21 protein-coding genes are annotated in these 24,960 nt (G+C 39.1%); 12 read left to right on the plus strand and 9 right to left on the minus strand.

Going from position 1 to position 24,960, the window contains the following annotated elements; translation table 11 throughout:
* The 3 genes from ABI367_RS12015 to ABI367_RS12025 form a co-directional block, all read left to right on the plus strand.
* A partial coding sequence (locus ABI367_RS12015) for a SusC/RagA family TonB-linked outer membrane protein (protein WP_462226887.1) occupies positions 1-3,117 on the plus strand: 3,117 nt, incomplete at its 5' end.
* Positions 3,118-3,128: 11 nt separating this feature from the next.
* Positions 3,129-4,688 carry a SusD/RagB family nutrient-binding outer membrane lipoprotein gene (locus ABI367_RS12020; RefSeq protein ID WP_462226889.1) on the plus strand — a complete coding sequence of 520 codons (1,560 nt, stop codon included), beginning with the start codon at positions 3,129-3,131 and terminating at the stop codon, positions 4,686-4,688.
* Between the two features lie 255 nt (positions 4,689-4,943).
* Positions 4,944-5,969: a LacI family DNA-binding transcriptional regulator gene (locus ABI367_RS12025; RefSeq protein ID WP_462226891.1), complete on the plus strand. Its 1,026-nt coding sequence runs from the start codon at positions 4,944-4,946 to the stop codon at positions 5,967-5,969.
* A 70-nt stretch (positions 5,970-6,039) separates the two neighbouring features.
* Here the strand turns inward: ABI367_RS12025 and ABI367_RS12030 are convergent, their stop codons facing one another.
* From ABI367_RS12030 to ABI367_RS12040, 3 genes are read right to left on the minus strand one after another with little or no spacing between them, the layout of a single operon-like run.
* Positions 6,040-8,256, minus strand: a complete 2,217-nt coding sequence (locus ABI367_RS12030) for an outer membrane protein assembly factor BamB family protein (protein WP_462226893.1) — start codon at positions 8,254-8,256, stop codon at positions 6,040-6,042.
* A 57-nt stretch (positions 8,257-8,313) separates the two neighbouring features.
* Positions 8,314-8,742, minus strand: a complete 429-nt coding sequence (locus ABI367_RS12035; protein ID WP_462226895.1) for a nuclear transport factor 2 family protein — start codon at positions 8,740-8,742, stop codon at positions 8,314-8,316.
* 28 nt (positions 8,743-8,770) lie between these two features.
* Entirely contained in the window at positions 8,771-10,039 is a 1,269-nt protein-coding gene (locus tag ABI367_RS12040) for a mandelate racemase/muconate lactonizing enzyme family protein (RefSeq protein WP_462226897.1), read from the minus strand.
* Between the two features lie 467 nt (positions 10,040-10,506).
* Here ABI367_RS12040 and ABI367_RS12045 point away from each other — a divergent pair, with 467 nt between their 5' ends.
* From ABI367_RS12045 to ABI367_RS12065, 5 genes are all read left to right on the plus strand, one after another.
* On the plus strand, positions 10,507-11,316 hold the full coding sequence (locus tag ABI367_RS12045; protein WP_462226898.1) for a hypothetical protein: 810 nt from the start codon (positions 10,507-10,509) through the stop codon (positions 11,314-11,316).
* 63 nt (positions 11,317-11,379) lie between these two features.
* The gene (locus ABI367_RS12050; protein WP_462226900.1) at positions 11,380-13,692 is read left to right on the plus strand and encodes an Rv1355c family protein; all 2,313 of its coding nucleotides are present in this window, start codon (positions 11,380-11,382) and stop codon (positions 13,690-13,692) included.
* Between the two features lie 51 nt (positions 13,693-13,743).
* Entirely contained in the window at positions 13,744-15,903 is a 2,160-nt protein-coding gene (locus ABI367_RS12055) for a sensor histidine kinase (protein ID WP_462226902.1), read from the plus strand.
* 102 nt (positions 15,904-16,005) lie between these two features.
* Positions 16,006-17,091 carry a hybrid sensor histidine kinase/response regulator gene (locus ABI367_RS12060; protein ID WP_462226904.1) on the plus strand — a complete coding sequence of 362 codons (1,086 nt, stop codon included), beginning with the start codon at positions 16,006-16,008 and terminating at the stop codon, positions 17,089-17,091.
* A gap of 9 nt (positions 17,092-17,100) precedes the next feature.
* On the plus strand, positions 17,101-17,514 hold the full coding sequence (locus ABI367_RS12065) for a response regulator (protein WP_462226906.1): 414 nt from the start codon (positions 17,101-17,103) through the stop codon (positions 17,512-17,514).
* On the opposite strand, the gene ABI367_RS12070 is transcribed toward ABI367_RS12065, so the two are convergent.
* The gene (locus tag ABI367_RS12070) at positions 17,511-17,975 is read right to left on the minus strand and encodes a response regulator (RefSeq protein WP_462226908.1); all 465 of its coding nucleotides are present in this window, start codon (positions 17,973-17,975) and stop codon (positions 17,511-17,513) included. The two genes, ABI367_RS12065 and ABI367_RS12070, sit on opposite strands and share 4 nt — an antisense overlap.
* A gap of 205 nt (positions 17,976-18,180) precedes the next feature.
* Here ABI367_RS12070 and mnmL point away from each other — a divergent pair, with 205 nt between their 5' ends.
* Positions 18,181-19,131, plus strand: coding sequence for a tRNA modification radical SAM protein MnmL/YtqA (mnmL, locus tag ABI367_RS12075; protein ID WP_462226910.1), 951 nt, complete (start codon positions 18,181-18,183; stop codon positions 19,129-19,131).
* On the opposite strand, the gene ABI367_RS12080 is transcribed toward mnmL, so the two are convergent.
* Both ABI367_RS12080 and ABI367_RS12085 read right to left on the minus strand, forming a co-directional pair.
* Positions 19,126-19,602, minus strand: coding sequence for an SRPBCC family protein (locus tag ABI367_RS12080; protein ID WP_462226912.1), 477 nt, complete (start codon positions 19,600-19,602; stop codon positions 19,126-19,128). The genes mnmL and ABI367_RS12080 overlap by 6 nt on opposite strands.
* A gap of 139 nt (positions 19,603-19,741) precedes the next feature.
* Entirely contained in the window at positions 19,742-20,215 is a 474-nt protein-coding gene (locus ABI367_RS12085) for a ribonuclease H-like YkuK family protein (RefSeq protein ID WP_462226914.1), read from the minus strand.
* Between the two features lie 813 nt (positions 20,216-21,028).
* Between ABI367_RS12085 and ABI367_RS12090 the strand changes: the two genes are divergently transcribed.
* Together ABI367_RS12090 and ABI367_RS12095 are read left to right on the plus strand one after the other, a co-directional pair.
* Positions 21,029-21,400, plus strand: coding sequence for a DUF4372 domain-containing protein (locus ABI367_RS12090; protein ID WP_462226916.1), 372 nt, complete (start codon positions 21,029-21,031; stop codon positions 21,398-21,400).
* The gene (locus ABI367_RS12095; protein WP_462226926.1) at positions 21,337-22,227 is read left to right on the plus strand and encodes an IS4 family transposase; all 891 of its coding nucleotides are present in this window, start codon (positions 21,337-21,339) and stop codon (positions 22,225-22,227) included. The genes ABI367_RS12090 and ABI367_RS12095 overlap by 64 nt, the downstream gene beginning before the upstream one ends.
* Before the next feature lie 191 nt (positions 22,228-22,418).
* Here the strand turns inward: ABI367_RS12095 and ABI367_RS12100 are convergent, their stop codons facing one another.
* On the minus strand, positions 22,419-23,042 hold the full coding sequence (locus ABI367_RS12100; protein ID WP_462226918.1) for a hypothetical protein: 624 nt from the start codon (positions 23,040-23,042) through the stop codon (positions 22,419-22,421).
* Between the two features lie 227 nt (positions 23,043-23,269).
* On the opposite strand from ABI367_RS12100, the gene ABI367_RS12105 reads away from it, so the two are divergent.
* On the plus strand, positions 23,270-23,614 hold the full coding sequence (locus ABI367_RS12105) for a winged helix-turn-helix domain-containing protein (protein WP_462226920.1): 345 nt from the start codon (positions 23,270-23,272) through the stop codon (positions 23,612-23,614).
* A gap of 97 nt (positions 23,615-23,711) precedes the next feature.
* Here the strand turns inward: ABI367_RS12105 and ABI367_RS12110 are convergent, their stop codons facing one another.
* Together ABI367_RS12110 and ABI367_RS12115 are read right to left on the minus strand one after the other, a co-directional pair.
* Positions 23,712-24,140 (minus strand): SseB family protein, encoded by a 429-nt coding sequence (locus ABI367_RS12110; protein ID WP_462258082.1) that lies wholly within the window; start codon positions 24,138-24,140, stop codon positions 23,712-23,714.
* Positions 24,140-24,960 (minus strand): DNA polymerase (locus ABI367_RS12115; protein ID WP_462226924.1); only part of this gene is annotated, 821 nt, incomplete at its 5' end. The genes ABI367_RS12115 and ABI367_RS12110, both read right to left, overlap by 1 nt.

The raw sequence follows: 24,960 nt of genomic DNA on the forward strand, positions 1-24,960 counted from the left end.
CCAGCTGTATCAAACGCAGTAGTTGCCCAAACAGTAACGGGTAAAGTTACTGATGATAAAGGCGAAACGCTGATTGGCGTAAGTGTAACAGAAAAAGGAACCAGAAACGCTGTAGTAACCGATATTAATGGCAATTACCGTATTAGCGTTGCAGGCCCTGCTTCAACATTGGTATTTACTTATGTTGGCCATGGCCCCGTTGAGGTTGTAGTTGGCAATAAAAGCACAGTAAACGTGACTCTGGTTGCTCAGGCCAATGCACTTACTGACGTTGTAGTAACAGCTTTGGGTATTAAACGCGAAGCTAAAAAATTAGGTTACTCAACCACCAGTGTAAATACTGCAGACCTTACTACGGAGCGTCAAAACAACGTAATGACCTCATTAGAGGGTAAAGTTGCAGGTTTAAACATTTCTCCGCCATCTGCAGGTGCAGGTTCAAGTACCAGGATACGTTTACGCGGCCAATCAGCATTTAACGGTACCGATAACTCTCCGTTAATTGTTTTAAACGGTTTACCGTTTAATCAGAGTGCACAGGGTGCCAGCGGTAATAACAGTGTTGACAACGGTGACGCCTTGTTGCAAATTAACCAGGACGACATTGAAACAATGACCGTGTTAAAAGGTTCAACAGCGGCAGCCTTATACGGTAGCCGTGCTGCCAACGGCGCTATCATGATAACCACGAAAAGCGGTTCCAAAAATTCAAAATTTGGTGTTGAGTTTTCATCTTCTTTCGCTGCCGATCAGGCTTTAGATTATAATAACTTCCAAACTCAATATGGTTTTGGAACTGGCGGTAACAAACCTGCAAATATAGGCCAGGCTATTTCAAGTGGTCAATACAACTGGGGTGCTTTAAATGATGGCTCACCTGTTATTCAGTTCGATGGTATTTCAAGGCCTTATGCGGCTACCCAAACAACCCATCAGCGTATTCTTGATTATTATCGTATGGGACAGTCATACACCAATAGCTTAGCATTTACAGGTGGTAATGCAAGTACAAGCTACCGTATGTCTTACTCTAATCAAGACGCCCTTGGTATTTCGCCTGTTAATGATTATCATAGAAAAGTATTCAATATAGGCTTAAACAGCAAAATTACTGATAAATTAAATACTACGTTTAATTTGAACTATGCCCTTGAAAATAACAACAATTCGCCGCAAGTTGGTGTACAGGGTGCAGGCGCTCCAAACTTCCTTTACCGGATGTCAAATGACATTCCACTTTCAGCATTTCAGCAAAGTGCGGTTGATCCGGGTGGATATGAGCGTGTATCCTCAGGTTTCGGAACCACGTTGCTAAACCCATACTATCAAAACCCGATAAAATTTGACAAAACTAATCGTGACCGTGTGTTAGCTACAATTACCGCGAGATATGATTTCTACAAGTTTCTGTATTTACAGGGCCGTATAAACTATGATTATAGCAATAGCTTCAATGAAAACAACACCCCTACCGGTTTAGGTTCGGGTGGGCAAACTTTGCTAAACGGTGCAAAAACTGCTTATAATGGTGGCTACGCTACCAGTACAAACTACGGTAAGGATGTTAATATGGACTTCTTACTGGGTACCAACAACCAAAAAATAGGAGATTTTACCGTTGAAGGTACTTTAGGTGGCAACACACGCACTTCAGACAGCCGCGGCTTTAACGAAAGCGTAACTGATTTAAACGTTTTTGGACTATATAGCATTGGCAATGGTGTAACTAAAAACCTTGGTTATGGCATTGGCAGAAGCAAGGTAAACTCATTATATGGTGTTGCCGATTTTGGTTATAAAAACTTTTTGTATTTAAGCGTTACTGACCGTGTAGACTGGTATTCAGTTTTAACATACCCAACAGGTAACAAAAATTACTACAACTACCCTTCAATAAGCGGCAGTTTTGTATTCTCAGAACTATTGCCTAACATATCATGGTTAAACTATGGTAAGTTGCGTGCAAGCTGGGCATCAACCGGCAGTACAGGCCCGGTTGGCGCTTTTGGCGGTTTAATTACTTATAACCTTTCAACCAATCCGTATACAACCTCTAATGGCAGCTACACTTTGGGTGGTTATAGTGGCACCGACCCTAATCCATATATCCAAACTTTTGGTGTAACCGAAAAAGAAATAGGGTTGGAAGTAAGAACCCTGGACAGCCGTTTAAATTTTGATATTACTGCATATAACAAAGAAACCACTAAGCAATTGTTAACCGTACCCCTTACTAGTGCATCTGGGTTCAGTAGCGTTCAACAAAACTTAGGCAGTATGCGAAATCGTGGGTTGGAGATTTTAGTAGAAGGTACCCCTGTTAAAACAGCTAACTTTACTTACACCACTTCATTTAACAGTGCTTTTAACGAAAGCGTAGTAACAAGCCTTGGTGCGCCATCAAACACACGTTTACAGGTAGCTAACTTTGGTGGTAACGAATTTATTGGTAGTTTATACTATCAGGTTGGTATGGCTTTGAACCAGCTTGGCGGCAGAACCTATGCACGCGATGCCAACGGAAATGTAATGCTTACCTCATCCGGGCGTTTAATTAATAACTCATCCGATGTGCTTTTTGGTAGTGCCGACCCTAAATGGACCGGCGGCTGGAATAACACTTTCCGCTATAAAAAATTAAGCATGTCAGTATTTATCGACTATAAATTAGGAAACAAAATACTTTCTTCAACCGCGCTTAACGGTTTAAGGCAAGGTTTAACTCAGGCATCATTGGTTGGCCGTGTTGGCGGGGTTGTATTCCCAGGTGTATTACCAGGCGGAACTCCAAACAATATTGGTGTTGATCCGCAAACTTTTTATACAGATTACCGCAATTTGCAAATTGTCGATCCGTTTTTATATAACGGGGGCTTTATTAAGCTGAGGAATATATCGTTAAGTTATGATTTTACAGGAATGATAGCTAAAAACGTTAAATTCATAAAAGGCTTAAGCTTAAGCGCATCTTGCCGTAACGTATTATTGATTAAGAAGTGGATACCTGATGTTGACCCTGAATCATTTGCTTCATCAGGCGATAGCAGGTTAGGTTATGAGCAAACTTCGCTTCCAACAACCCGCACCTACGGGCTTAATTTAAATGTTAAATTTTAATCATTAGTGTTATGAAAAAAATAAATAGTCTTAAAATTTTATTCTCAATAGCTTTGGTTTTTACCTTTGCGAGTTGCGATAAAGGATTTGTAGAATTAAATAAAGATCCCGCCGCATTGTTAACCCTTGATCCGGGGTTCTTATTTTCTAATGCGGAGATTAGTACGCCTACAGGTGGTTGGGAACAAGATCAAACCATTACCCAACAGTTTGTTAACGCGTATAACCTGGGTGCTACAACTGGTTTCAACTTTAATACCAATAATGATAACTACAACGGTAATAAATGGGGCGCTTATGGTACCCCATTAAGAAACCTGGAGCAAATTATAGCTAACACCAGTACCGACCCTACCCGTAATAACTTGTACCAAATGGCAAGGATATGGAAGTCATTTAACTATATGCAAATAGTTGATACTTACGGCTACGCACCTTACAGCGAGGCCGAGCAGGCATACCTAAAAAACATTCTTTATCCTAAATTTGATAAAGATGCAGATATATACACAGGTATATATAATGAACTTAAGGGTGCTATTGCAGGGTTAAATCCTACAGGCGATAGGGTAACATCTGATATCTTTTTCGGTCCGTTGGCTGTTGGCCCGCAAGTAACCGCATGGAAAAAGTTAGGTTGGTCATTATTGCTTCGCCTGGGTATGCGTTACTCTAAAGTAGATGCTGCAAAAGCACAGAGCATTGTTGCGGAAGCATTTGCATCAGGTTCGCTAATGTCGTCTAACAGCGATAACATTATTATAACCTACAATGGGGTTAATAATTATAATAACCCGGTTAATGCTGGTCCGCGCGCAACTAACCCTTACTATTACTATATGGCTGAACCTTTTGTTACTCAATTAACAAGTACAAATGATCCACGTTCAAAATATATTATAGGTAAGTATGCTAATCCGAACGCTATTTTAACCACAAACCCTGATACAGCAATTGCTAGTCAGATTGGTTTCCCTATCGGATATGATCAAAACAGTGTATCAAAAAAATCCGACTTCCAGGGTACCGCTACATCTGGAAGCGGGTTTAAATACTCTCAGTTAAACTATAATACATTCGGTAGTGCCTTAGCACCGACTTTACTTGTAACTTATTCAGAAACACAACTATTGTTAGCCGAAGCAGCATTTAGAGGATGGATAGCGGGAGGCTTAGTAACAGCTACTGCTTATTATAATGCCGGTATACGTGCTAATATGGATGAGATGACGCTTTATCCAGGAGCTGCCGCAATACCTGATGCAAACTATCAAAGTTATATCAGGCAGACAAGTGTTTCTTTATTAACCGGAAATGAACTTCAAAAAATTAACACCCAATATTGGATAGCATCCCTAAGCAACGGTGCAGAAGATTGGGCCAATTTAAGAAGAAGCGGTTTTCCGGTGTTGCCTAAAAATCCAACAGTTGCCCCACTACCGGGTGATGGTTATATACACCGTATGGCTTATCCTGTTGGCATAAGAAACACTAGCATAGACGCTTATAATGCTGCAGTTGCAGCCATGGGTGGTGATGACTTAACACAACATGTATTTTGGGATAAATAAGCCCCTTATACTCTAAAACAATAATTTTATAAAACAAATAATGCAGCCATATTGGCTGCATTATTTGTTTTTATGCGTTTTAAAGAAGCAGGTAATAAATATTTTTGCAAGACGTTTATTATCTAAAAACACCTCCGGCGGTTAAAAATTGTTAATTATAGGAGAAATGTTACTCATTTTAAACAAGTTGTAATAATAAATAATAAATTTACACAGCCTAACCCAAGGCCAGCCATTATCGCATTTATTTTTAGTATGAACAAACCTGAGAAAGAGATTACGATTTATGATATCGCAAAAAGATTAAATATTTCGGCCGCTACCGTAAGCCGTGGATTAAAAGACAGGGCAGGCACCAATAAAGATACTAAAAAGCGCATTTTGGATGCCGCACTTGAAATGGGTTACCAGTCAAACTCATTTGCAAGTAACCTGCGTAACAAGCGGAGCAATATTATTGGTGTAATAGTACCTAAGCTTAATAGTGTTTTTATGTCGCAGGCTATTGCCGGTATTGAGCAAGAAGTAAGCGAAGCAAACCTGACACTTATTATAAGTCAATCTTTAGAAAACGTAAAAAAGGAAATTGGCTGTACTGAGGCAATGTATAGTAACCGTATAGATGGTTTGCTGGTATCATTGGCTTATGAATCAAAGGATACCGAGCATTTTGAGCGGTTTACTAAGCGCGGAACACCCGTAATATTTTTTGACCGTATATCAGAAAATAAAAATTTCCCCGGTATCCATATCGATAATTTTAAAGCAGCTTATGAGGTTACTACGCACCTAATACAACAAGGCTGTAAAAGAATACTTCAAGCCACAGGCAACCAATTGCAAAATGTTTATGCTGACCGTTTTAATGGCTATAGAAAAGCGCTGACAGACAACGGATTAGAATATGATCCGGAACTGATAATGGAAACAGGCTTAAGCCCGGAAGACGGTATAAATATAGCCGAGCGTATTTTAAAATTGAAAAACCTGCCCGATGGGATTTTTGCCACTAATGATCAATGTGCTATTGCCTGTATGCAGGTATTGCAAAATGCCGGCTTAAAAATACCCGAGGATATTGCATTTGCCGGTTTTAATAATGATCCGGTAACTTCTATAGTTAAACCCAACTTAACCACAGTAAATTACAAAGGCTATGAAATGGGCCAGATTGCGGCAAAACTGTTGATCGAGAGGCTTTACTCCCCCGAAAAACAGTCGCCAGCCAATGTATTATTAGGGCATGAGTTAGTGATAAGAGAATCCTCATTACGTAAATAAATTTATTAATATCATAAAAAAAGCGCCCCGGTTAATATTAACCGGGGCGCTTTTTTATCTATATTAAAAATCAATTTTTAAGCCTGAATGTAATAATTGAACCATTCGGGTGGTCTTTATCACTACCAATGCTAATGGCAACATATTCTCTTCCGTCAGTGCCCTGGTAAACAGATGGTGTGGCATTTTGCTGTCCTGGTAAGGTGGTTTCCCAAATTACTTTACCTGTTTTTGAATCATAAGCTTTAAACTTACGGTCCGATCCGCCACCCAGAAACACAATACCTCCGGCAGTTGCAACTGCACCGGCATTTCCGGTTAAGCCCGTTTCAGGCTCACCTGGTTTTTGCAAGGCAGCATCATTACCGGCAGGTACTTTAAATAAATATTTACCTGTAGCTAAGTTAACAGCACTTAAAGTACCCCATGGTGGAGTTATAAACGGCTTGCGGTTCATGTCCCTTATAGCTTGGTAAGCCACAACATTGGTGTACCTTACTTTTTGACCAGCCTGCACCGGAGCATTTCCTGATTGTGCAGTAACATAAGTTTTGTTATCAGTACCGGTTACATAGGCCAATATGGCTGCTTCTTTGCCTTTTATAGCATCAGCAAACCCTGGCATTTTGCCACCGCCAACTTTAATTTTAGCGATGATCTGTTCGTCAGTTAATTTTTTCTGAATATTGATCAATGATGGATAGTTCTGTTCGTCGCCACCCTTTGAAACTCCATGGCAACCAACGCAGTTGTTGGTGTATATAGTTTTTCCTATTTCAAAATCGGTTTGGTTAGTTATTGCCCTGTTTTCAATTTTTGCCATCCTGATGATCTCAGGAGCTTCATTTGATTTAATGTACATGATATTGGTTCTTGGGTCAAACGAACCACCACCCCAGTCGGCCCCGCCATTAGAACCCGGGCTATGGAAAGTACCTTTAACAGATGGGGGAGTAAACATGCCGTCGTAACGCAATTTTCTAAACAACCTTACAGATGAATCATGAGCAGCTTGCGAGAAATTGCTGATATCGGCTTCTGTAATAATCTGGCGGGAAAATGATTTCGGCAATACCGGAATCGGTTGTGTTGGCCATGTTTTTTCGCCAGGAATATCGGATTTTGGAACCTTGGTCTCTTTAATAGGGAACAATGATTTACCGGTTACGCGGTCAAGTACAAAAATAAACCCACTTTTGCTAAGCTGTGCTACCGCATCAATTTTTTTGCCGTTTTTGGTAATAGTGATCAGGTTTGGCGGCGAAGTCAAATCCCAATCCCATAGATCATGGTGAATGGTTTGAAAATGCCATTTGCGTTTACCTGTTTTTGCATCTAATGCTACTACGCAATCGGCAAATAAATTAGAGCCCGGACGATCAACCCCATAAAAATCATAGGAAGTACCGCCTGTAGCTATAAATACCATGTTACGTTTTTTATCAACACTTAAACCGGCCCAGTCATTAACACCGCCAAACTCTTTCCAGGCATCTTTTGGCCAGGTTTCGTAACCATATTCGCCAGGACGTGGGATAGTGTGAAATGTCCAGGTAAGTTTACCTGTAATTGCATTGTAAGCCCTGATATGACCAGGAGAAGCACCGTAATTTTCATCAACTCTTGAGCCCATGATGATCAGATCACCACAAACAACACCCGGAGATGATGAACTAACATCCCGAATGGTTGTTGGATCAGTTCCCGGTATTAAACCTACACGCATGTCAACTTTGCCATCAACACCAAAAGTTTTTATTAGCTCGCCGGTTTTAGCATTAATAGCAATAAGGTTTGAACCCACAGTGGTTAAAATACGCCTATCGTCTCCTTTTTCCCAATAACTAACTCCCCTCATGGCAACAGCACCAGTAAGACTATTGGCTGACGGGTCAAATTCCCAAACTTGTTCGCCGGTAGTTGAATTAACAGCATAAACCTTACGGTTAAGGATTGAATACATTAGTCCATCAACAACTATAGGGTTTGACTGGCTTGCGCCGCCACCAAATCCAAATCCTCGGCCACCAGGTGCAGCGGCACCTGCAGGGGGCTGAGGGCCAAATTGCCAGGCTACCTCTAAATTTTGTACGTTGTTTTTGTTAATTTCCTTTAACGGCGAATATGCATTGGTTTCAGAGTTACCTCTGTACGAACTCCATACACGGCCGCGGCCATCAACAACCTTATAGGCAGAATAAAGTACCACAATGGATAATAAAAAAATAATTTGATATCCTCTTTTTTGTTTTACTGAATTGAAAAACTTTTTGATCGAAATGTTCATTTTGGATTATAATGGTGTTAATTGTTTATTAAAGTTTATATCTATTTAAATTAATTATTACAGTTTATAGCCTTGTTTTGCAAGTAGTTTCCAGGTTTTGCCTTGTTTTTGCCATATCAGCAAATTTCCAATTTTTAAGTCGATTTTTTTACCCGCTTTTATAACCTTTAGTTCTTGTGTCTGCCTTACTATGGCATTATTGCCGGCAATTTGAATAGTTTGCTGGGGTATATTAATGGCCTCATAAATTACTTTTTTATCCATTACATTTTTAACGAAAGCGGTTTTATTTTCCACGTCACCGTTTGAGTGGCAATAGCTTAACTCGTCGGTAGCTAAATTTTCAAGCAGCTTTTTGTTTCGGGTTATCAATCCCTGGTTTAACAGCTTACAATTTGCAGCAACTGATTTTTCATCTGCAGATTGTGCTTTAGCAGCAGTGATGGACACTACCAACATTATAAATAAATAAAATAATCTTCTCATTATGGCGTAAATATAAAATTATGGTCCATTAATCCCACCAGGTCTCGCCCGGCAGCATATATTTCTTTTTAATAAGCGTTTCGTTCAAATCTATACCTAATCCCGGCTTGTCATTAAATTGCAAGTAGCCGTCTTTCAGCATATCAATGCCATAGCCTAATACCTCCGGATCGCCATTACAGCTTTTACCGTCAGCATTGATAGGGTTATTCATAAAGGCCTCATGGCCCGAAAACTCACGTACAGTTGCCGCCCAATGTGCCGATGCAATGGTTGCTATAGGGCCCGCAACATTATGCGTAGCTACAGGCATATAATAGGTTTCGGCCAGGTCGGCAATTTTTTTAGCCTCCAGCAACCCTCCAGCCATTGAAACATCGATCTCAATTTTATTTACGCCCTGGTTTACAATAAATGGCCTAAAATCGTCACGTGTATATAAATTCTCGCCGGTTGATATAGCCACCGGTGATTTTTCGGTGAGCTTTACCCATTGTTCATTATAAGCAAACGGCAGCGGATCTTCAAGCCACCATGGTTTTATGGGCGCAACAGCATTGGCAAGGCGCAGGGCACTGTCAAAATCCATTTCCCAGTGGGTGTGTACTGCTATGTCAAAATCGGGGCCCACGGCATCGCGTACATTTTGAAAGCCGCGTGCATTTTTATCAACTTCTTTATTTGATAGCATACGGTTATCTAACCGCTCCCACTGCTGGTCGCGTATATAATCAATTTTAGCTGCCGTAAATTTTATGCGTTTCATTTTTTCGGCAAATTCTGCGCACGAATCTTTACTTAGCAGGTCGGCCGGTCGCATAGTGGCGTAGGCCCTAACCTCTTTACGATGAGACCCGCCCCCTAATATTTTATGAACAGGCTGATCGTTCAGTTTCCCTATAATATCCCAAAGGGCAATTTCAATCCCTGTAATAGCGTGGGTTGGTATACCATGGTTGCCGCCATAATAGGATGTACGGGTACTCATTTTAAAAACCAGTCGTTCCAGATCAAATGGATCCTGGCCCATTAAAATAGGTTTAAATACGTTAATCACCATGTCTTTGGCACCAAAACTATTTTCGTCATGATGGCACTCGCCTATACCGGTAACACCCGCGTCGGTCTCTATTTTTACCAAAGCGCTTGCCCTAAACCCAATTTTTACCCGCACGCACTTAATATTGGTAATTTTTACTTTTTTAATATTGGGCGCAGCTAATAAATCAAAGTAAGGCATACATGATGCGGCTGGTATGGCTATAGCCATTTGCCTTAAAAACTTACGTCTTTTCATAAAAACTCATAGTTGTTTTAACAAAGCCAAGCAATATTGATAATGGAGCAGACAAATTGTAACAATTGGTTTAATGGTAAACTGATGTTTAATATCAATTTAAAGGTATTATTTTATTAATACACTACAATAACAGATGTGGAATTATGCGGTAACTTTTTTGACACATAACTACATAATGCTTTTAATAATGGATTTATCTATTGCAATTGCCGTGTAAATTTTAATACACGTTAAAACATGTATTAATACACTTGTTATTATTAAACAGGAATATGTTATATTTAGGCTATCAATTATTTATGCATTGTTTGCATTGTTAAACAATTGATTATCAAGCAAAAAATTGTTTGTATAGGTAAGTATCCCCGTTGCTTAAAAAAAGCAACAATATGTTTTTTAATATAAAGTGTAAACAAAAGTCGTATTAAATTGCCCTGATTTTGTGATTTAGAACAAAGTAATTAATGGAGGATAGTTTAAATAAAGATAAACCTGAGGTAAGGTTAAGAGCATTCAGAGCCATTGATGAGCCTGAAACCTGCCAGCTTTTTATTGAAGGCCATACCCATGTTTTAACCAGCATTGGGGTTACTAAGGTTACTTCCTCCAAAAACGAGTGGACCAAAAACCCGGCAGCCTTTGTGATGATAGTAGAATCCATGGATGGTAAAAGGGTTTACGGTGGGGCACGGGTGCATGTTGCGGGCGGCTCGGAGCCATTGCCAATTGAACAAGCTACCGGTGCTATGGACAATGGAATATTTGACCTTGTTTGGAAATTTGCCCAACACGGCACGGGCGAGTTATGCGGCTTATGGAATTCAAGAGAAATTGCAGGCTATGGCATTGGATGTATATTTTTAATACGTACAGCGGTGGCCATATCCTATCAAATTGGCATACAATCGCTTTTTGCTTTATGCGCGCCTTATACTATACCGCCTGGCGAGGCTGTAGGGATGGAACTTGAATCAAGCATTGGTATTGATGGCACTTTTTATTACCCCAAGCTTGACCTTGTTGCCACAACCATGGTTTTAAAGGATGTGCCTACCATGAGTAAGGCTTATGAGGAAGATAAAAACGCGATAATGAAGATACGTGAGAACCTGCAAATTACGCGTGTTGAAGTATTAAGAAAAAAAGAAATAACCATTCACTACGATATTAAAATTCCTAATTTGGATAAATGGGATTTACAGGCAACTATACAACAGGCACAAAAAACTTTTTTAAGCACAAAAATTGATGAGCGGGATTTAAATATACTTTAACCGCTTGTTAGTATATTGCCTATAATTCACTTTATTTGCATAACGCTTTACACATCTAAACCAATGCTTAAAAACAACGCGCAATTATATAGCAGCAGCCAGGATAAGCTCGCCTTTGAACCTATATTTTTCAGACTCGATACCTCCGAAGGAAAACAGGTGTTCGGCAATTTTTTAACCGAAGGAAAAGTTTCAGTTATACATGATGAAATAGAAGGGCAATTGCGCGAACTGATAAAAAGCCAAAACCCATCTCTAAAAATAAAGCCCGACGAGTATGAGGCGCATATTACCAAACATCTTAATGGGTTACCTATAGATGATTATGGCGTATGGGTTTATTACCCCTGGAGCCGTAACCTGGTACATTTGCTGGATGAGGATGAATTTGTAGAGGTGCGTACCAATCGCAATCAATACAAAATTACGCGCGAAGAGCAGGCTTTATTAAAACAAAAAAAAATTGGGATAGTAGGTCTTTCGGTTGGGCAATCAATCGCCCTTACTATTGCTATGGAACGTACCTGCGGCGAGATCAGGCTGGCCGATTTTGACATTGCCGAGTTAAGTAATCTCAATCGCCTGCGTACAGGCTTACATAATATGGGGATCAATAAAACTATTATTGCCGCCCGCGAAATATTGGAGATAGACCCCTATTTAAAAGTTAAACTGTTTCATGACGGCTTGAATAAACAAAACATGGACGAGTTTTTTACCGACGGCGGTAAGCTTGACTTGTTTATTGAGGTATGCGACGGCTTAGATATTAAAATAGAAAGCCGGTACAAGGCGCGCGAGCTACAAATACCGGTAGTAATGGATACTAATGACCGTGGTATGTTGGATGTTGAGCGCTTTGATCTTGAACCTAACCGCCCTATACTGCATGGCCTGGCCGACGGGCTTGACCCAACAAATATTAAGGACCTGACTAACGAAGAAAAAATCCCTTTCATATTAAAAATGGTAGGAGCCGATACCATATCAACCAGGTTAAAGGCTTCAATGATGGAGGTAGAGCAGTCAATAAACACCTGGCCGCAGCTAGCCTCGTCGGTTGTGCTGGGGGGTGCGCTCACTACTGATGTTTGCCGCAGAATTTTATTAGATCAGTACCATGAATCGGGCAGGTATTATGTTGACCTGGATGTGCTGGTAGGAGACGAGCAACCAGAGCAAAATAATAAGAACTCACTGTCGGTCAATCCATATTCGCCATTACAACAGTCTAATCTGCATAAATTCATCGATCAATATTTTGCGCATTCAAAAGCAAGTGGGTTAGCTGTTGGTGATCAGCAATTGGATAAAATTATCGATGCCGTTTTAAGCGCGCCATCAGCAGGAAATAATCAGCCATGGAAATGGGTTTATAGTAAAAATGTACTGTTTTTATTTCATGATAAATACAGATCATGGTCATGGGGAGACTATTACGAAATGGGATCGCACATGGGTTTGGGTGGAGCATTAGAGAACCTACACCTACAGGCCGAAGCATTAGGCTTAGCCGACGACATTGAATTGTTTCCGATGCCAGATGAACCGCGGTTAATAGCCGCTGTGCATTTTAAAAAGGCGACAAAAATAAATGACGAAAATGCTGAACTGGCAAACCATTTATTTACAAGACGCACCAACAGAAAATTAGGGCCGAGAGAAAAAATAAGTACAAGCTTTTTTACCCAACTAAAACAAACTATTAGTGAGTTTGACAAAATTGGAATTTATTATACAGATAATGATGAGGAATTGGATGAACTTGGCGAAATAATAGCCGAATGTGATAAAGTGCGATTGCTAAACGAATTAGGCCATGAAGAATTTTACCATGAAATAAGGTGGAATAAAGAACAGGCCGAACAAACCAGGGATGGCGTTGAAGTAGCCGCCGTAGATATTACTATGGGAGATATAGCCGGATTAAGCGTGGCTAAGGATTGGAAGCCAATTGAACTTTTAGCTGAATGGAAAAAGGGTGGGGCGTTTAAAAAAATGTCGTTAAAGTCGGTTAAATCGGCGTCGGCTATTATCATATTCACTATTCCCGACTTTACGCACCCTATGCTGATAAATGCAGGCAAAGCAGTGCAAAAAGCCTGGATATTTGCCAATAAAGAAGGCATATCCGTTCATCCAATGCTCTCGCCGGCTTTCTTTTTTAACCGCCTAACACACGGTAATGGTATTGATATACCTGTAGATGTTGTTAGTAACCTTGAAAAATTAAGAGAACGTTTTTTAAATATTTTCCCGTTAGAAGAAGGGAGCAAAAAGAATAAAGAGGTATTTGTGATGAAAGTATCAAAAGCAGCGTTAATGAACTCCAAATCGCTACGAAAAAACAAAAACGAAATGTTTTTTAAATATTAATATCTTATAATTACTATTAAGTAATAAATTAATTTGAGTTAAAACCCGGGCATGAATAAAATTAAATATACGCTAATTGTTATTTTACTGTTTTGTTTTCAACGGGCGGCCCGCGCACAGGAAGTTGTAAACTTTAACGGATATTTTCAGGTAATAGGGGGTAAGCTGGAGATACTGACGGATACCAATTCCAATATTTCGATATCGGAAGCTATTGAGTCAAAAAAATATGTTCAGTCAAAAGCAGATTTCCCCAACCTTTTAACCACCAACTACTGGTACTGGGTTCGGGTTGAGCTAAAAAACAACTCAACCAATAAAACTTTAGGTATACAAATAGCTCAGGCTATAATTGATTATGTCGATTTTTATCAGGTAGAAAACGGTAAAGTTATTCAATCAAACTTTAGTGGGCATAGGCGACCATTTTATAACCGCATTGTAAATCATCAAAGTTTTATATATCCGGTTAACGTGCTACCTAATGATTCAACAACTATTTATTTTCATGTAAAAAGTGGCAAGCAACTAATATTGCCTGTTTATGCAGGTACTTTATCGCAGGTGTTTGAACATGCACTGCGAAAAGACATAACCTTTGGTATATACATAGGTATTATATTGGTGATGATATTGTATAACCTTTTTGTGTTTTACAGTGTACGTGATAAAAATTATTTATACTATGTTTCTTACCTCTCTATAGTCTTAATTGCCCAGGCATCTATTGAAGGATATTTATTTAGGTTTATATTACCCCGGTATCCGGCCATTGCAGATAATTTAATTTATATAACCACCGCTTTAATAGGTTTTGCGGCTATTGAATTTTGTAAAAGCTTTCTTGATTCAAAACACTATACTCCCAAAATGCATAAAATATCCTATATATTTTATGTTTTTTATATTGTTCAAATTGTATTTGCGTTACGCGGGAAATATAATATCAGCTACACTATTATGGAGCCGACCGCAATGCTTAGCGCATTATTTGTGCTGGGTATGGCAATTGTTATTTTGCGTAAAGGCTCCCGATCGGCAAAGTTTTTCCTTATAGCATGGTCGTTTTTTATATTTTGTGTAGTTATTTATGGCTTAAAAGACTTTAATATACTCCCTTATAATAGTCTTACCGACTCGGCGCTATTGATTGGTTCGGCCTTTGAAGCAGTAATGCTATCCTTTGCACTTGCCGATAAAATAAACGTGTTTAAAGCCGAAAAAGAAAAATCGCAGGAGGAGACAGTAAAAGCTTTGCAGGAAAACGAACGAATTATACGCGAGCAAAATGTAATACTTGAGGCTAAGGTAGAAGAACGAACCCATGAACTAAGTGAGACAAATGAGGAATTGAACATTACCCTTGAAGACTTAAAGCAGGCGCAAAGCCAATTGGTAGAATCTGAAAAAATGGCATCATTGGGTCAGTTAACCGCCGGTATAGCGCATGAGATAAATAATCCTATAAACTTTGTAACCTCAAACGTTAACCCGCTAAAGCGCGATGTGGATATGATACTTGAGGCGCTTACTGTTATTGAAGAGATAAGCACGTCAGACACGCCAACAGCAGAAAAGCAGAAGAAAATACAGGATTATAAAGAAGAGCTTGATTTCGATTACCTCATAGTGGAAATAAGGCACCTTATAAAAGGTATTAATGAAGGTGCAAACCGTACTGCCGAAATTGTTAAAGGACTTAAAATATTTTCTCGTTTGGACGAGGATGACCTGAAAAAGGCGGATATTAATGAAGGTGTGGAATCAACTATGGTTATTGCCAATAACCTGCTTAACAATAAAATAGCCGTAGTTAAAGAGTATGATGAAAACTTGCCACTTGCCGAATGTTACGCCGGTAAGTTGAACCAGGTATTTTTAAATATTATATCTAACGCTGTTTATGCTATACAAAAACAATTTGGCGATGAACAGGGGGGGCAACTATTGCTCAGGACAACGCACGACGCTGATAATATATACATCACCATAAAAGATAACGGTACCGGTATGGATGAGCAAACACAGAAAAAAATGTTTGAGCCGTTTTTTACCACTAAAGATGTTGGCGAAGGCACCGGTTTAGGCATGTCAATTACGTACAATACTATTAAAAAGCATAACGGACAAATTATAGTTAACAGCAAATTGGGCGAAGGCACTGAATTTATATTACAAATACCAATAATTTTTAACGTAAAGGCAACATAACTTAACTATTATCTGTATAAAGCAGAATAGCAAATGTTTATTAATATACATTGCTTATTTTTAAACTAAAATTACCCGTATTACCTACCAAAATGAGTAACAATGGCCGATAAAATAAAAATATTATATATAGATGATGAACCTGATAATCTGGTAGGATTTAAGGCGTCATTAAGGCTTGATTATCATATACTAACCGCAGTAAATATACCGCAGGCATTAAGCTGCCTTGAAAATCACCCGGACATTAAAATAATATTTTGCGACCAGCGGATGCCCGAAAAAACCGGGGTCGAGTTTTTTGAGGATATACGCATAAGTCACCCGCTACCTGTGCGTATTTTATTAACGGCCTATACCGATGTTGAATCAATTATTAATGCGATAAACAAGGGTAATATATTCAGGTACGTTAGAAAGCCGTGGGCCGAAGCAGATGTTATTTCGGCCATTGATGAGGCCGATAAGTTTTACAAAGCCAATTCAATGCTCGCCGTTAAAAATGAGGAGCTGCAAAAGGCATATAATGAGTTAAACAAGTTTGCATATAGTGTTAGCCACGACATAAGAGGCCCTTTGTCTGGAATTTTAGGGGCCATTAACGTTGCCCGCGAAATTGATGATGTGGAAGAAATGAAGGAGATGCTGTTTTTAATGGAAAAATCATTAAAAAAGCTGGACACCTATATTTTAAGCATGCACGATTATTATAGCCTGCAGCGAGGCGAACTTAAAGTAACTGAAGTTGATTTTAATAAGCTGATTGACGAACTTAAAGATATTTATATAGTATTGGCACGCACCAATAACGTAGCTTTTAATATTAATATTAAACAGGATGAGGTTTTTAGGAGCGATATGATACCATTAATACTAATTTTTAATAACCTGCTATCAAACGCGTTTAAATACCAGGATAAAACCCGTACCGATAAAAGTGTTGATGTTGATATTACTGTGGAGAGAAGCACCGCAACCATTTATATAAAAGATACCGGTATAGGTATTTTAGGTAGCCACATTGGCGAAATATTTAACTTGTTTTACCGCGCAAATTCGCAGGAAGTAGGCTCGGGGTTTGGCTTATATAATGTAAAGAGCGCCTTGTTAAAATTAAACGGGCAAATAGAAGTTAACTCTGTTATGCATCAGGGGACAACATTTAAGGTAGTCATCCCATCTATATGATAAAAAGTGATGGAAAAACTATCATTTATAATTATTGATGACAGTGAACTGGATTGCTTTATAGCCCGTAAATTTATTGAGCATACTAACAGGAACCTAACGGTTAGCACATACCAAAATGCCCGGTTGGTAATTGAGCAAATGCGCAAAAGCGATCTAAAGCGAGAAATACCCCTAACCATAATTTTATTGGATCTGCGGATGCCTGTTATGAATGGGTTTCAGTTTGTGGATGACTTTGAAAAATTACCTATCGACATCAAAAAAAATTACCTGATATACATATTATCGTCTACCCGTAATACCAACGATATTAAAAGAATTTTAACTTGCGCTACAGTGCATGGCATGATTGAAAAACCACTTACGCGCGAAAAAATTATAAAATTGATTGCCGATATAAAAGACGGAGCGGGTAACTAAGAAAGCAGCTTTTGACGAAGCAAAAACTCCAACTGGTCATTTGAGCCGGCCAGTTTATCATTCATGTCTTTTAGTTCTATTTTTTCCAGGTATTTTTCATAGGCCCGGTTTATGGTTAGGTCAAGTTCTTCCTCGTTCCACGGCTTTGCCAGGTAATGAAAAATTTTGCCTTTGTTAACGGCATCAACTACGGCACCCATATCTGCATAGCCGGTTAAAAGTATACGCATAGGGTCGGTATACTTTTCTAAAACTTTTTCTAAAAATTCAACGCCTGTCATCTCGGGCATGCGCTGATCGGTAATAATAATATGTACTTTTTTGGTTTCCAGTATTTTTAACGCCTCATCACCGCTAATTGCAGTAAGTACGTTATATTTTATGCGAAACGTAGCCTTAAAAGAAAACAAATTGTTTTCTTCATCATCTACGTATAGTACCGTTATTTTCTCTGCTGCCATTGTAATTACAATACTTCTGTTTGCATAAGTAAATATAATAATTCTAATTCACTAAATAAAACATCCTAATTTATTCAATTTTACCCTAAAGAAACTTTTTTCACATCATCTGTTTTTAAAATGACATACCAAAGGCTTCTTTCCTTCAAATTAACCCAATTTTAACAGGCCGGTAGCAATGGGCAATATTTGTATCTTTGCAGCAATGCAAGTTACAGATATAGCAGTTAAAGAGGGTTTTAAAAATTATAATAACTATGGGGCATGGCTGCGCCAAAAATATAAAGGGCAGCGTGTTTTTAAAGTTATAGTAGATGGTGGTTTTACCTGCCCTAACCGCGATGGCTCAAAAGGCTATGGCGGCTGTACGTATTGTAACGTAGATTCATTTACGCCTTCGGTGTCGCGTAATAACCCATCTATACGCGAACAGGTTATACAGGGCATGGAACGCGCCCGCACAGGCAACCGGGCCGATAAGTTTATTATTTATTTTCAGCCTAATACCAATACCTACGCGCCGGCACATTATTTAAAAATGATGTATGATGAGGCATTAAGCTATGGTACCGAAGATATTGTTGGCCTGTCAATAGGTACGCGCCCGGATTGCATTGATGCCGAAAAAATAGCGTTACTTGAAAGTTATACCGACAGGTTTGATGTTGACCTGGAAATGGGTATGGAATCTATTTATAATGATACCCTTAGCCAGATAAACCGCGGCTGCTCGCACGATGACCTGATAGCAGCGCTTGAATTAGTAAAAAATAGTAAGCTTGATGTTTGTGTACACACCATTTTTGGTTTCCCCTGGGAAACGCACGAAATGATGCTGCGTTATGCTAACGAGATCAACCGTTTCCCGCAGATAAAATTTGTTAAGTTTCATCACCTGCATATTGTAGAAGGCTCGGTTATGGGCGTAAAGTATAAACGCGAACCGTTTAAGGTTTTTACCCTTGATGAGTATGCCGATTTTTTATGCGAGTTTTTACCCCTTGTACGCCCGGATATAGTGATACAACGGCTGTTCGGCCTTTCGGACAGGGAATTGTTGATAGCACCCAACTGGCTGCTTAAAAAATCAGAAATTCAATATTATATTGATAAGCGCATTGCCGATAGAGGCATTATACAAGGCTCGGCTTTATAACTGTTTGTAAACGCCAAACATATCATTAATAGCTTTCTCTCTGTAAGTAAATATCTTTTGTATCTCTTTAGCTACTAAAAGGCTATTAGCAACTCGTCCAATTATCCCGTAGGGAACAGCATAGGTTAGCTTATCCGCCATTTCAACCCCACCCTTTATGGATTTAAAATGATGCTCGTGGTGCCATATGGCATAAGGGCCCACACGCTGATCATCCACAAAATATTCCTGGTCCTTTACATGGGTTATCTCGGTCATCCAGTTAAGTTTAATACCCAACAAAGGCGACACCTTGTAAGTAATTACCATGCCCGGGTATATTTTGGCATCGGGTTTATAAGCCGATGTAACCACAAACCGCATTTCGGGCGGGGTAATTTTGGCCAGGTTAAGGGGGGACGAAAAAAAGTCCCAGGCTTCGGCTAATGGTATAGGCAGTTTCTGCTCAAAATTAAGTGTATATGTTTTCACAATAAAGTAAGTATAAAGGCGGGCACATTGTTTTACAAAACAAAGTAAGATTACTCAGTTTAAGAATAGTCATGAAATTATTTAGGGTAAAGATACCATTACGCAACGGAACCGCTGCGTTAAAACTTGGGGGGTGTGGTTACTGCACTATTTTATTAGCGCAATATGAGCTGGCAAAAGCTTCGGGTTTGGCCTTAAATACAAAGCCCATGCTTAAAATATAACCCATAGCCTCGTGCAGTGCCTGGTTTGATTTAAACTGCGGGTTGGTGTTAATATCCGCGTGCACTTCCAGGTCAACATCATACAGGTCAAGCAGGTCGCAAAGGGTATAGGCTATCTCGATAGACTTTTGTACCTCGCTCAGCATACGCTCCTTAATACTCATTTTTTGAGAGGTGCGCTCCTGGTGAATAAACATAAACCCACCCCGCTGTTCGCGTAAAAACACAATTACGGTAGCAAAATCGGTTACGTTACCTTTTACCTGCGAGTCGGTACCGATGCAAACCTTTAGCTTGTTGCCTAATAAGCTTTCGCGTTCAATGGCCTGTTCAACCTCTTCAATAATGGGCAATTGGATAACCTCGCCGCTAAATTTTCTCCATGTCATAAAAAGCTGCTTTAATTACTTGTTTACAAACCTTTTAACGGTTTTACTAAAGATAAAGCATAAATCAGCACATAAATATAAAGCCGACATGATTTATTTGTTAACATTATCCTTAATATCAACAGGTTAGTGACAAGGGCGAAGAGTTAGGCTAAAGCCAAAATTCTTTTCATTTACTGCCCGTTGGCTGAAGCCAACGGCAATGAAGCTATACCGTTAATATCTCGCTATTATTGTTGAAGCATTAACATAGCTAAAAGCCCAATCGCGGTATAACCGCATCTAACCTGGTTTTTTAATAAATTTCTTTACTCCGGATAGCACTTTTTTTATCAAATTCGTTTAACATCGTTTAACACATTTTTAATAATTATTTTTATATATCATTGAAAATAAAATAGTTATGTAAAAAATGTCGTAAAATGTGTTAAATAGGTTTGCACCCGCAAAATTAGGTGACTTAAAGAAAATTCTGTATTTTTGCCAATTTTTAAACTTGCCCCAGGTAATTTTGGGCTAAAGCCCAAACCTTTATATTTATTATCCGTTGGCTTCAGCCAACGGCAATGATGATATAAATATTCAATTTATGCAGACTATTTCGGTGGAACAATCAATTCATTGCCGTCCCATTTATGGGGCGGATTATGCATATAAAACAAATGGCTTTAGCCAAAATAGAGTATGATAGGCAACCCCCGCTGTCCGAAGTCTCTGACTATTACTGTCCGGTAAAGCAATAATAAAAAGAAAGGGAAGTTTTTAAAGACCTCCCTTTATTGGTAGTTTTAAGTTACCACACAAAAAACACCAATGAACAAAAGTACCTTTTTTACCGGACAGCCGATATTCGCTCAATTGTTGCGATTTATTCCCCGGGATATGATTCGCCGTATAACCGCCGAGCATAATGCAGATAGATATTGTAAGCGGTTCACCACTTACGAGCATTTAGTAACCATGCTTTATGCTACTTTTAATCATTGTAATTCGTTACGGGAAGTAACCACAGGTATGCTTGCAGCGGAGCAAAGACTTAATCATCTGGGGTACGTTACCATCCCAGGCGCAGCACCATATCAGACGCTAATAACAGGAGACAAGCTGATGTTTTTGGTGCCATTTATTATAAGCTTTATCAAAAGTATGCGGGATTTTTATCGGACAGCCGAAAAAAAAGCATAGCCTCCCGATTGTATATATTTGATTCAACCACTATATCTTTATTTCAAGAAATACTACGCACTTCCGGTCAAAATCCTGCGGGGAAACGAAAGGGCGGTATCAAAGTTCATACGCTGATAAGAAGTGACCAGGACATACCTTGCATGATCCGCTATAGTGCTGCCGCAGCCAACGATTCCCAGTTTTTAAAAGAAGTACATCTCCCTAAAGGTTCCGTTCTTGTCTTTGACAGAGGTTATGCAGACTACATAAAGCTTAACAGCTTTTCAGCGTCAGGGGTAACATGGGTGACGCGCAGGCGAAGCAGGTCCGCTTACGATGTTCTGGAAGAATTGAATAATCCACATAAAGAAAAAGGGGTTATTGCAGACAAACGTATCCGCTTGGGCTACAGGGGCAGCAATCGCGTTTTAGGCAGAATTGTGCAATTCAAAAGCCCAGAGAGCGGAGAGGTGTACGAGTTCCTAACCAATAATATGAAAATGAGTGCGATAACTATAACTGAGTTATATCGAAAACGCTGGCAAATAGAGCTGCTATTTAAAAGAATGAAGCAAAACTATCCGATTAAATACTTTCTTGGTGACTCGGAGAATGCTATAAAGCTACAAATATGGTGCGCTTTGATAGCAGACTTAATATTAAAGATCATTAAGAAAGGAATAGCCGCTAAATGGTCCTTCGCTAATCTGGCTGCAATGATGCGCCTGCATCTTATGACGTATATAGATATACGTGGCTTTCTAAAATCACCGGAAAAAGCATTGCAGAGCAAATTTTCAAACACCCAATCTGCCAAATCACAACAACTGCTTTTTATTACATAGGGCCTGCTATCAGCATATTCTTATAAAACCGCCAAATTGTGATTTATTCATACATTTAAAATGTAGTCCTGTTTTTACCGGACAGTAATAGTTAGAGACTTCGGACAGCGGGTAACACCGACCAACGGCTGAGTATTTATATTGCTTTTGTTAACCATTTCCGGTTTAAGAATCCCTTTTAAAGTAATAGATTAATTAAAAGTAAAACCAATTTGTAAATTTAAACCTAATGATGATGGTTCGCTATTACCAAACCTTGCAGGTAGCGATAAAGACACAAAGTAGTTGACATCTTTAGTACGGGCATAAACCTGATTAAATACAGGTGTAAAACCATAACGGCCCGAAGTTTCAAACGCTAAACGTGATATTATGGTAAATCCATGATCAAAACGAAACATTGTACCGGGATCAAATAGTAAATTGCTCATTTTGCTGCTTCCGCCTGATGCCTTAACAGTTGGTGTAATTTCATAACTAAACCCAAACTGGTCACTGTATAAAACATTTACACCTATAGGAAAACCAATACTTGTTGTGTGATTAGAGAAATTGGGCGTGAATTTACCAACTGAATAAGTTTCAAGTGGCAAAATAAAACTTAAATAGCCAACTACTTTTGGATATTTAGGTTTTGAAGTTACCTTTTGATAAATTGATCCCTGATATTTTATTGAGTCGGGTGGTATCTCCTGTATTTTTTGAGCATATAAGACTTTTGGAGTGAGAAGTGCGAAAATTATTATAGACAACAAGGTAGATTGTAGGGCACGGGAATTGCCTTTATTCTTAATAAAAAGTAAAAGTTTTTTCATAGTTGATTAAATTTTGTAAATGTGGTTTGGAATTCGTTATATTTTTAAAAATATAATGATAATAAAAAAATGAAAAAGTTTCCTTAATATTTTAAAAGGAGGTTTATCAGAAGGATTTAAAAATGTTTTATGACTTTATACTTACATATATTTATACCGGCAACAACCAATATTAAAATGCCGGAATAAAAATAAAAGCTATCTCTTAAATATATAATACACTTTCAATGATGGAATCAACATTTACAATAAACGGTAGAATATGGATAGAAATAAACGGTGAAAAAGTATTGGGGCATGGGCGTATTGAGCTGCTTGAGCGCATAAATACATCAGGGTCAATAAGACAGGCTGCCATTCAAATGAAAATGTCTTACAAGCAAGCATGGGACCTGATTAAACATATGAATACACATTTCAAATCACCAGTTGTAATTTCTCACAGGGGTGGAAAAGGGGGTGGCAATGCAATTGTTACTGAAAATGGTTTGATTTTAATTCAGGAATTTCACCAGTTACACAATAAACTAAAAGAGTTTTTAAAGGCATATAAACTTGAGATGCCTTCATAAATTAGCAAATTATTATCCGCACTAATTCATTGCCGTCCCATTTATGGGACGGATTAAAAAATATATCCAAATTGGCTTTAGCCGAATGGTGATTTCCTTATAGCTTTTTAACAAGGAAAACGTTAGGTGAATTAATATTAATTACAATTTGTTCAATGTTTTCATTTTCACAGATTGTTAAAACAGACTTTGTACCTAGTACTGCGTAAGGCGTTTTTTCTTCTGCCCATTTAGACAGAGCACCCTCATCACTAAATGCCCACAACGTTTTAAGCCCATCGCGTTCGTCAACGGTGGTTAGCTTTAATGTTGTATTTTCATTTGAAATAGTCCAATAACGAGGTATGCCCCCATCATCAACAGTCGGTAATAATAGATAGGAGTTCCCATTAACAATTTCTTTCATTACCATCTCGTATGTTGTAACTGATGGGGTTTTTGCCCATTTATTTAACAAAAGCGTCAACTTCTCGTTGTCGTGATCAAGTTTATTTCGTCTTCGGAATATGTTTTTAAAAACGTCCATTAATGCGCCTCCAGCCAATTCAACCCCGTGCCAATCTCCACCATTATTGGCACCTCTGTTTTAATAGCAGTTTTCATGTTGTGCATAATGATGGGCTTAACGATCTCTATCTCGTGGTTGGGCACATCAAACACCAACTCGTCATGCACCTGCATGGTCATGCGGGCATCCAGTTTTTGGGCCTTAAACTCTTTATGAATATTGATCATGGCTATCTTGATCATATCCGCTGCCGAGCCTTGGATGGGGGCGTTAATGGCATTTCGCTCGGCAAAGCCGCGCACGGTTTGGTTGGCCGAGTTGATATCTCTTAAATACCTGCGCCTGCCCATCAGCGTGGTTACATAACCATTTTCGCGGACAAAGTTCATGGTATCGGTCATGTATTGTTTAATGCCGGGGTATTGGGCAAAGTAGTTCTCAATAATTTCGGCAGCTTCTTTACGGGGTATGCCCAAATTTTGCGATAATCCAAAAGCCGACTGCCCGTAGATAATGCCAAAGTTTACCGCTTTGGCATTACGACGCTGGTCGCTGGTTACTTCCAATAAACTTACGCCGTACACGTTGGCAGCGGTGGCGGTATGGATATCCAGGTTTTGCACAAAGGCTTCCATCATATTGGCATCCTTGCTCATTTCGGCAATAATGCGCAGTTCTATCTGCGAGTAATCGGCAGATACGATGGTATGCCCGCTATCCCGCGGAATAAAAGCCTTACGCACCTCGCGCCCGCGCTCGGTACGGATAGGTATATTTTGCAGGTTTGGATTGGTTGAGCTTAAACGCCCGGTTGCCGCTACCGCCTGGTTGTAGGAGG

The sequence above is a fragment of the Mucilaginibacter sp. genome (assembly GCF_039935595.1).
Lineage (GTDB): Bacteria > Bacteroidota > Bacteroidia > Sphingobacteriales > Sphingobacteriaceae > Mucilaginibacter.

Excerpts from the sequence above, each read along its gene's own strand:
- ABI367_RS12020 (WP_462226889.1), top strand. The coding sequence starts at position 3,129 with ATGAAAAAAATAAATAGTCTTAAAATTTTATTCTCAATAGCTTTGGTT.
- ABI367_RS12025 (WP_462226891.1), top strand. The coding sequence starts at position 4,944 with ATGAACAAACCTGAGAAAGAGATTACGATTTATGATATCGCAAAAAGA.
- ABI367_RS12030 (WP_462226893.1), bottom strand. The coding sequence starts at position 8,256 with ATGAACATTTCGATCAAAAAGTTTTTCAATTCAGTAAAACAAAAAAGA.
- ABI367_RS12035 (WP_462226895.1), bottom strand. The coding sequence starts at position 8,742 with ATGAGAAGATTATTTTATTTATTTATAATGTTGGTAGTGTCCATCACT.
- ABI367_RS12040 (WP_462226897.1), bottom strand. The coding sequence starts at position 10,039 with ATGAAAAGACGTAAGTTTTTAAGGCAAATGGCTATAGCCATACCAGCC.
- ABI367_RS12045 (WP_462226898.1), top strand. The coding sequence starts at position 10,507 with ATGGAGGATAGTTTAAATAAAGATAAACCTGAGGTAAGGTTAAGAGCA.
- ABI367_RS12050 (WP_462226900.1), top strand. The coding sequence starts at position 11,380 with ATGCTTAAAAACAACGCGCAATTATATAGCAGCAGCCAGGATAAGCTC.
- ABI367_RS12055 (WP_462226902.1), top strand. The coding sequence starts at position 13,744 with ATGAATAAAATTAAATATACGCTAATTGTTATTTTACTGTTTTGTTTT.
- ABI367_RS12060 (WP_462226904.1), top strand. The coding sequence starts at position 16,006 with ATGGCCGATAAAATAAAAATATTATATATAGATGATGAACCTGATAAT.
- ABI367_RS12065 (WP_462226906.1), top strand. The coding sequence starts at position 17,101 with ATGGAAAAACTATCATTTATAATTATTGATGACAGTGAACTGGATTGC.
- ABI367_RS12070 (WP_462226908.1), bottom strand. The coding sequence starts at position 17,975 with ATGGCAGCAGAGAAAATAACGGTACTATACGTAGATGATGAAGAAAAC.
- mnmL (WP_462226910.1), top strand. The coding sequence starts at position 18,181 with ATGCAAGTTACAGATATAGCAGTTAAAGAGGGTTTTAAAAATTATAAT.
- ABI367_RS12085 (WP_462226914.1), bottom strand. The coding sequence starts at position 20,215 with ATGACATGGAGAAAATTTAGCGGCGAGGTTATCCAATTGCCCATTATT.
- ABI367_RS12090 (WP_462226916.1), top strand. The coding sequence starts at position 21,029 with ATGAACAAAAGTACCTTTTTTACCGGACAGCCGATATTCGCTCAATTG.
- ABI367_RS12100 (WP_462226918.1), bottom strand. The coding sequence starts at position 23,042 with ATGAAAAAACTTTTACTTTTTATTAAGAATAAAGGCAATTCCCGTGCC.
- ABI367_RS12105 (WP_462226920.1), top strand. The coding sequence starts at position 23,270 with ATGATGGAATCAACATTTACAATAAACGGTAGAATATGGATAGAAATA.
- ABI367_RS12110 (WP_462258082.1), bottom strand. The coding sequence starts at position 24,140 with ATGGACGTTTTTAAAAACATATTCCGAAGACGAAATAAACTTGATCAC.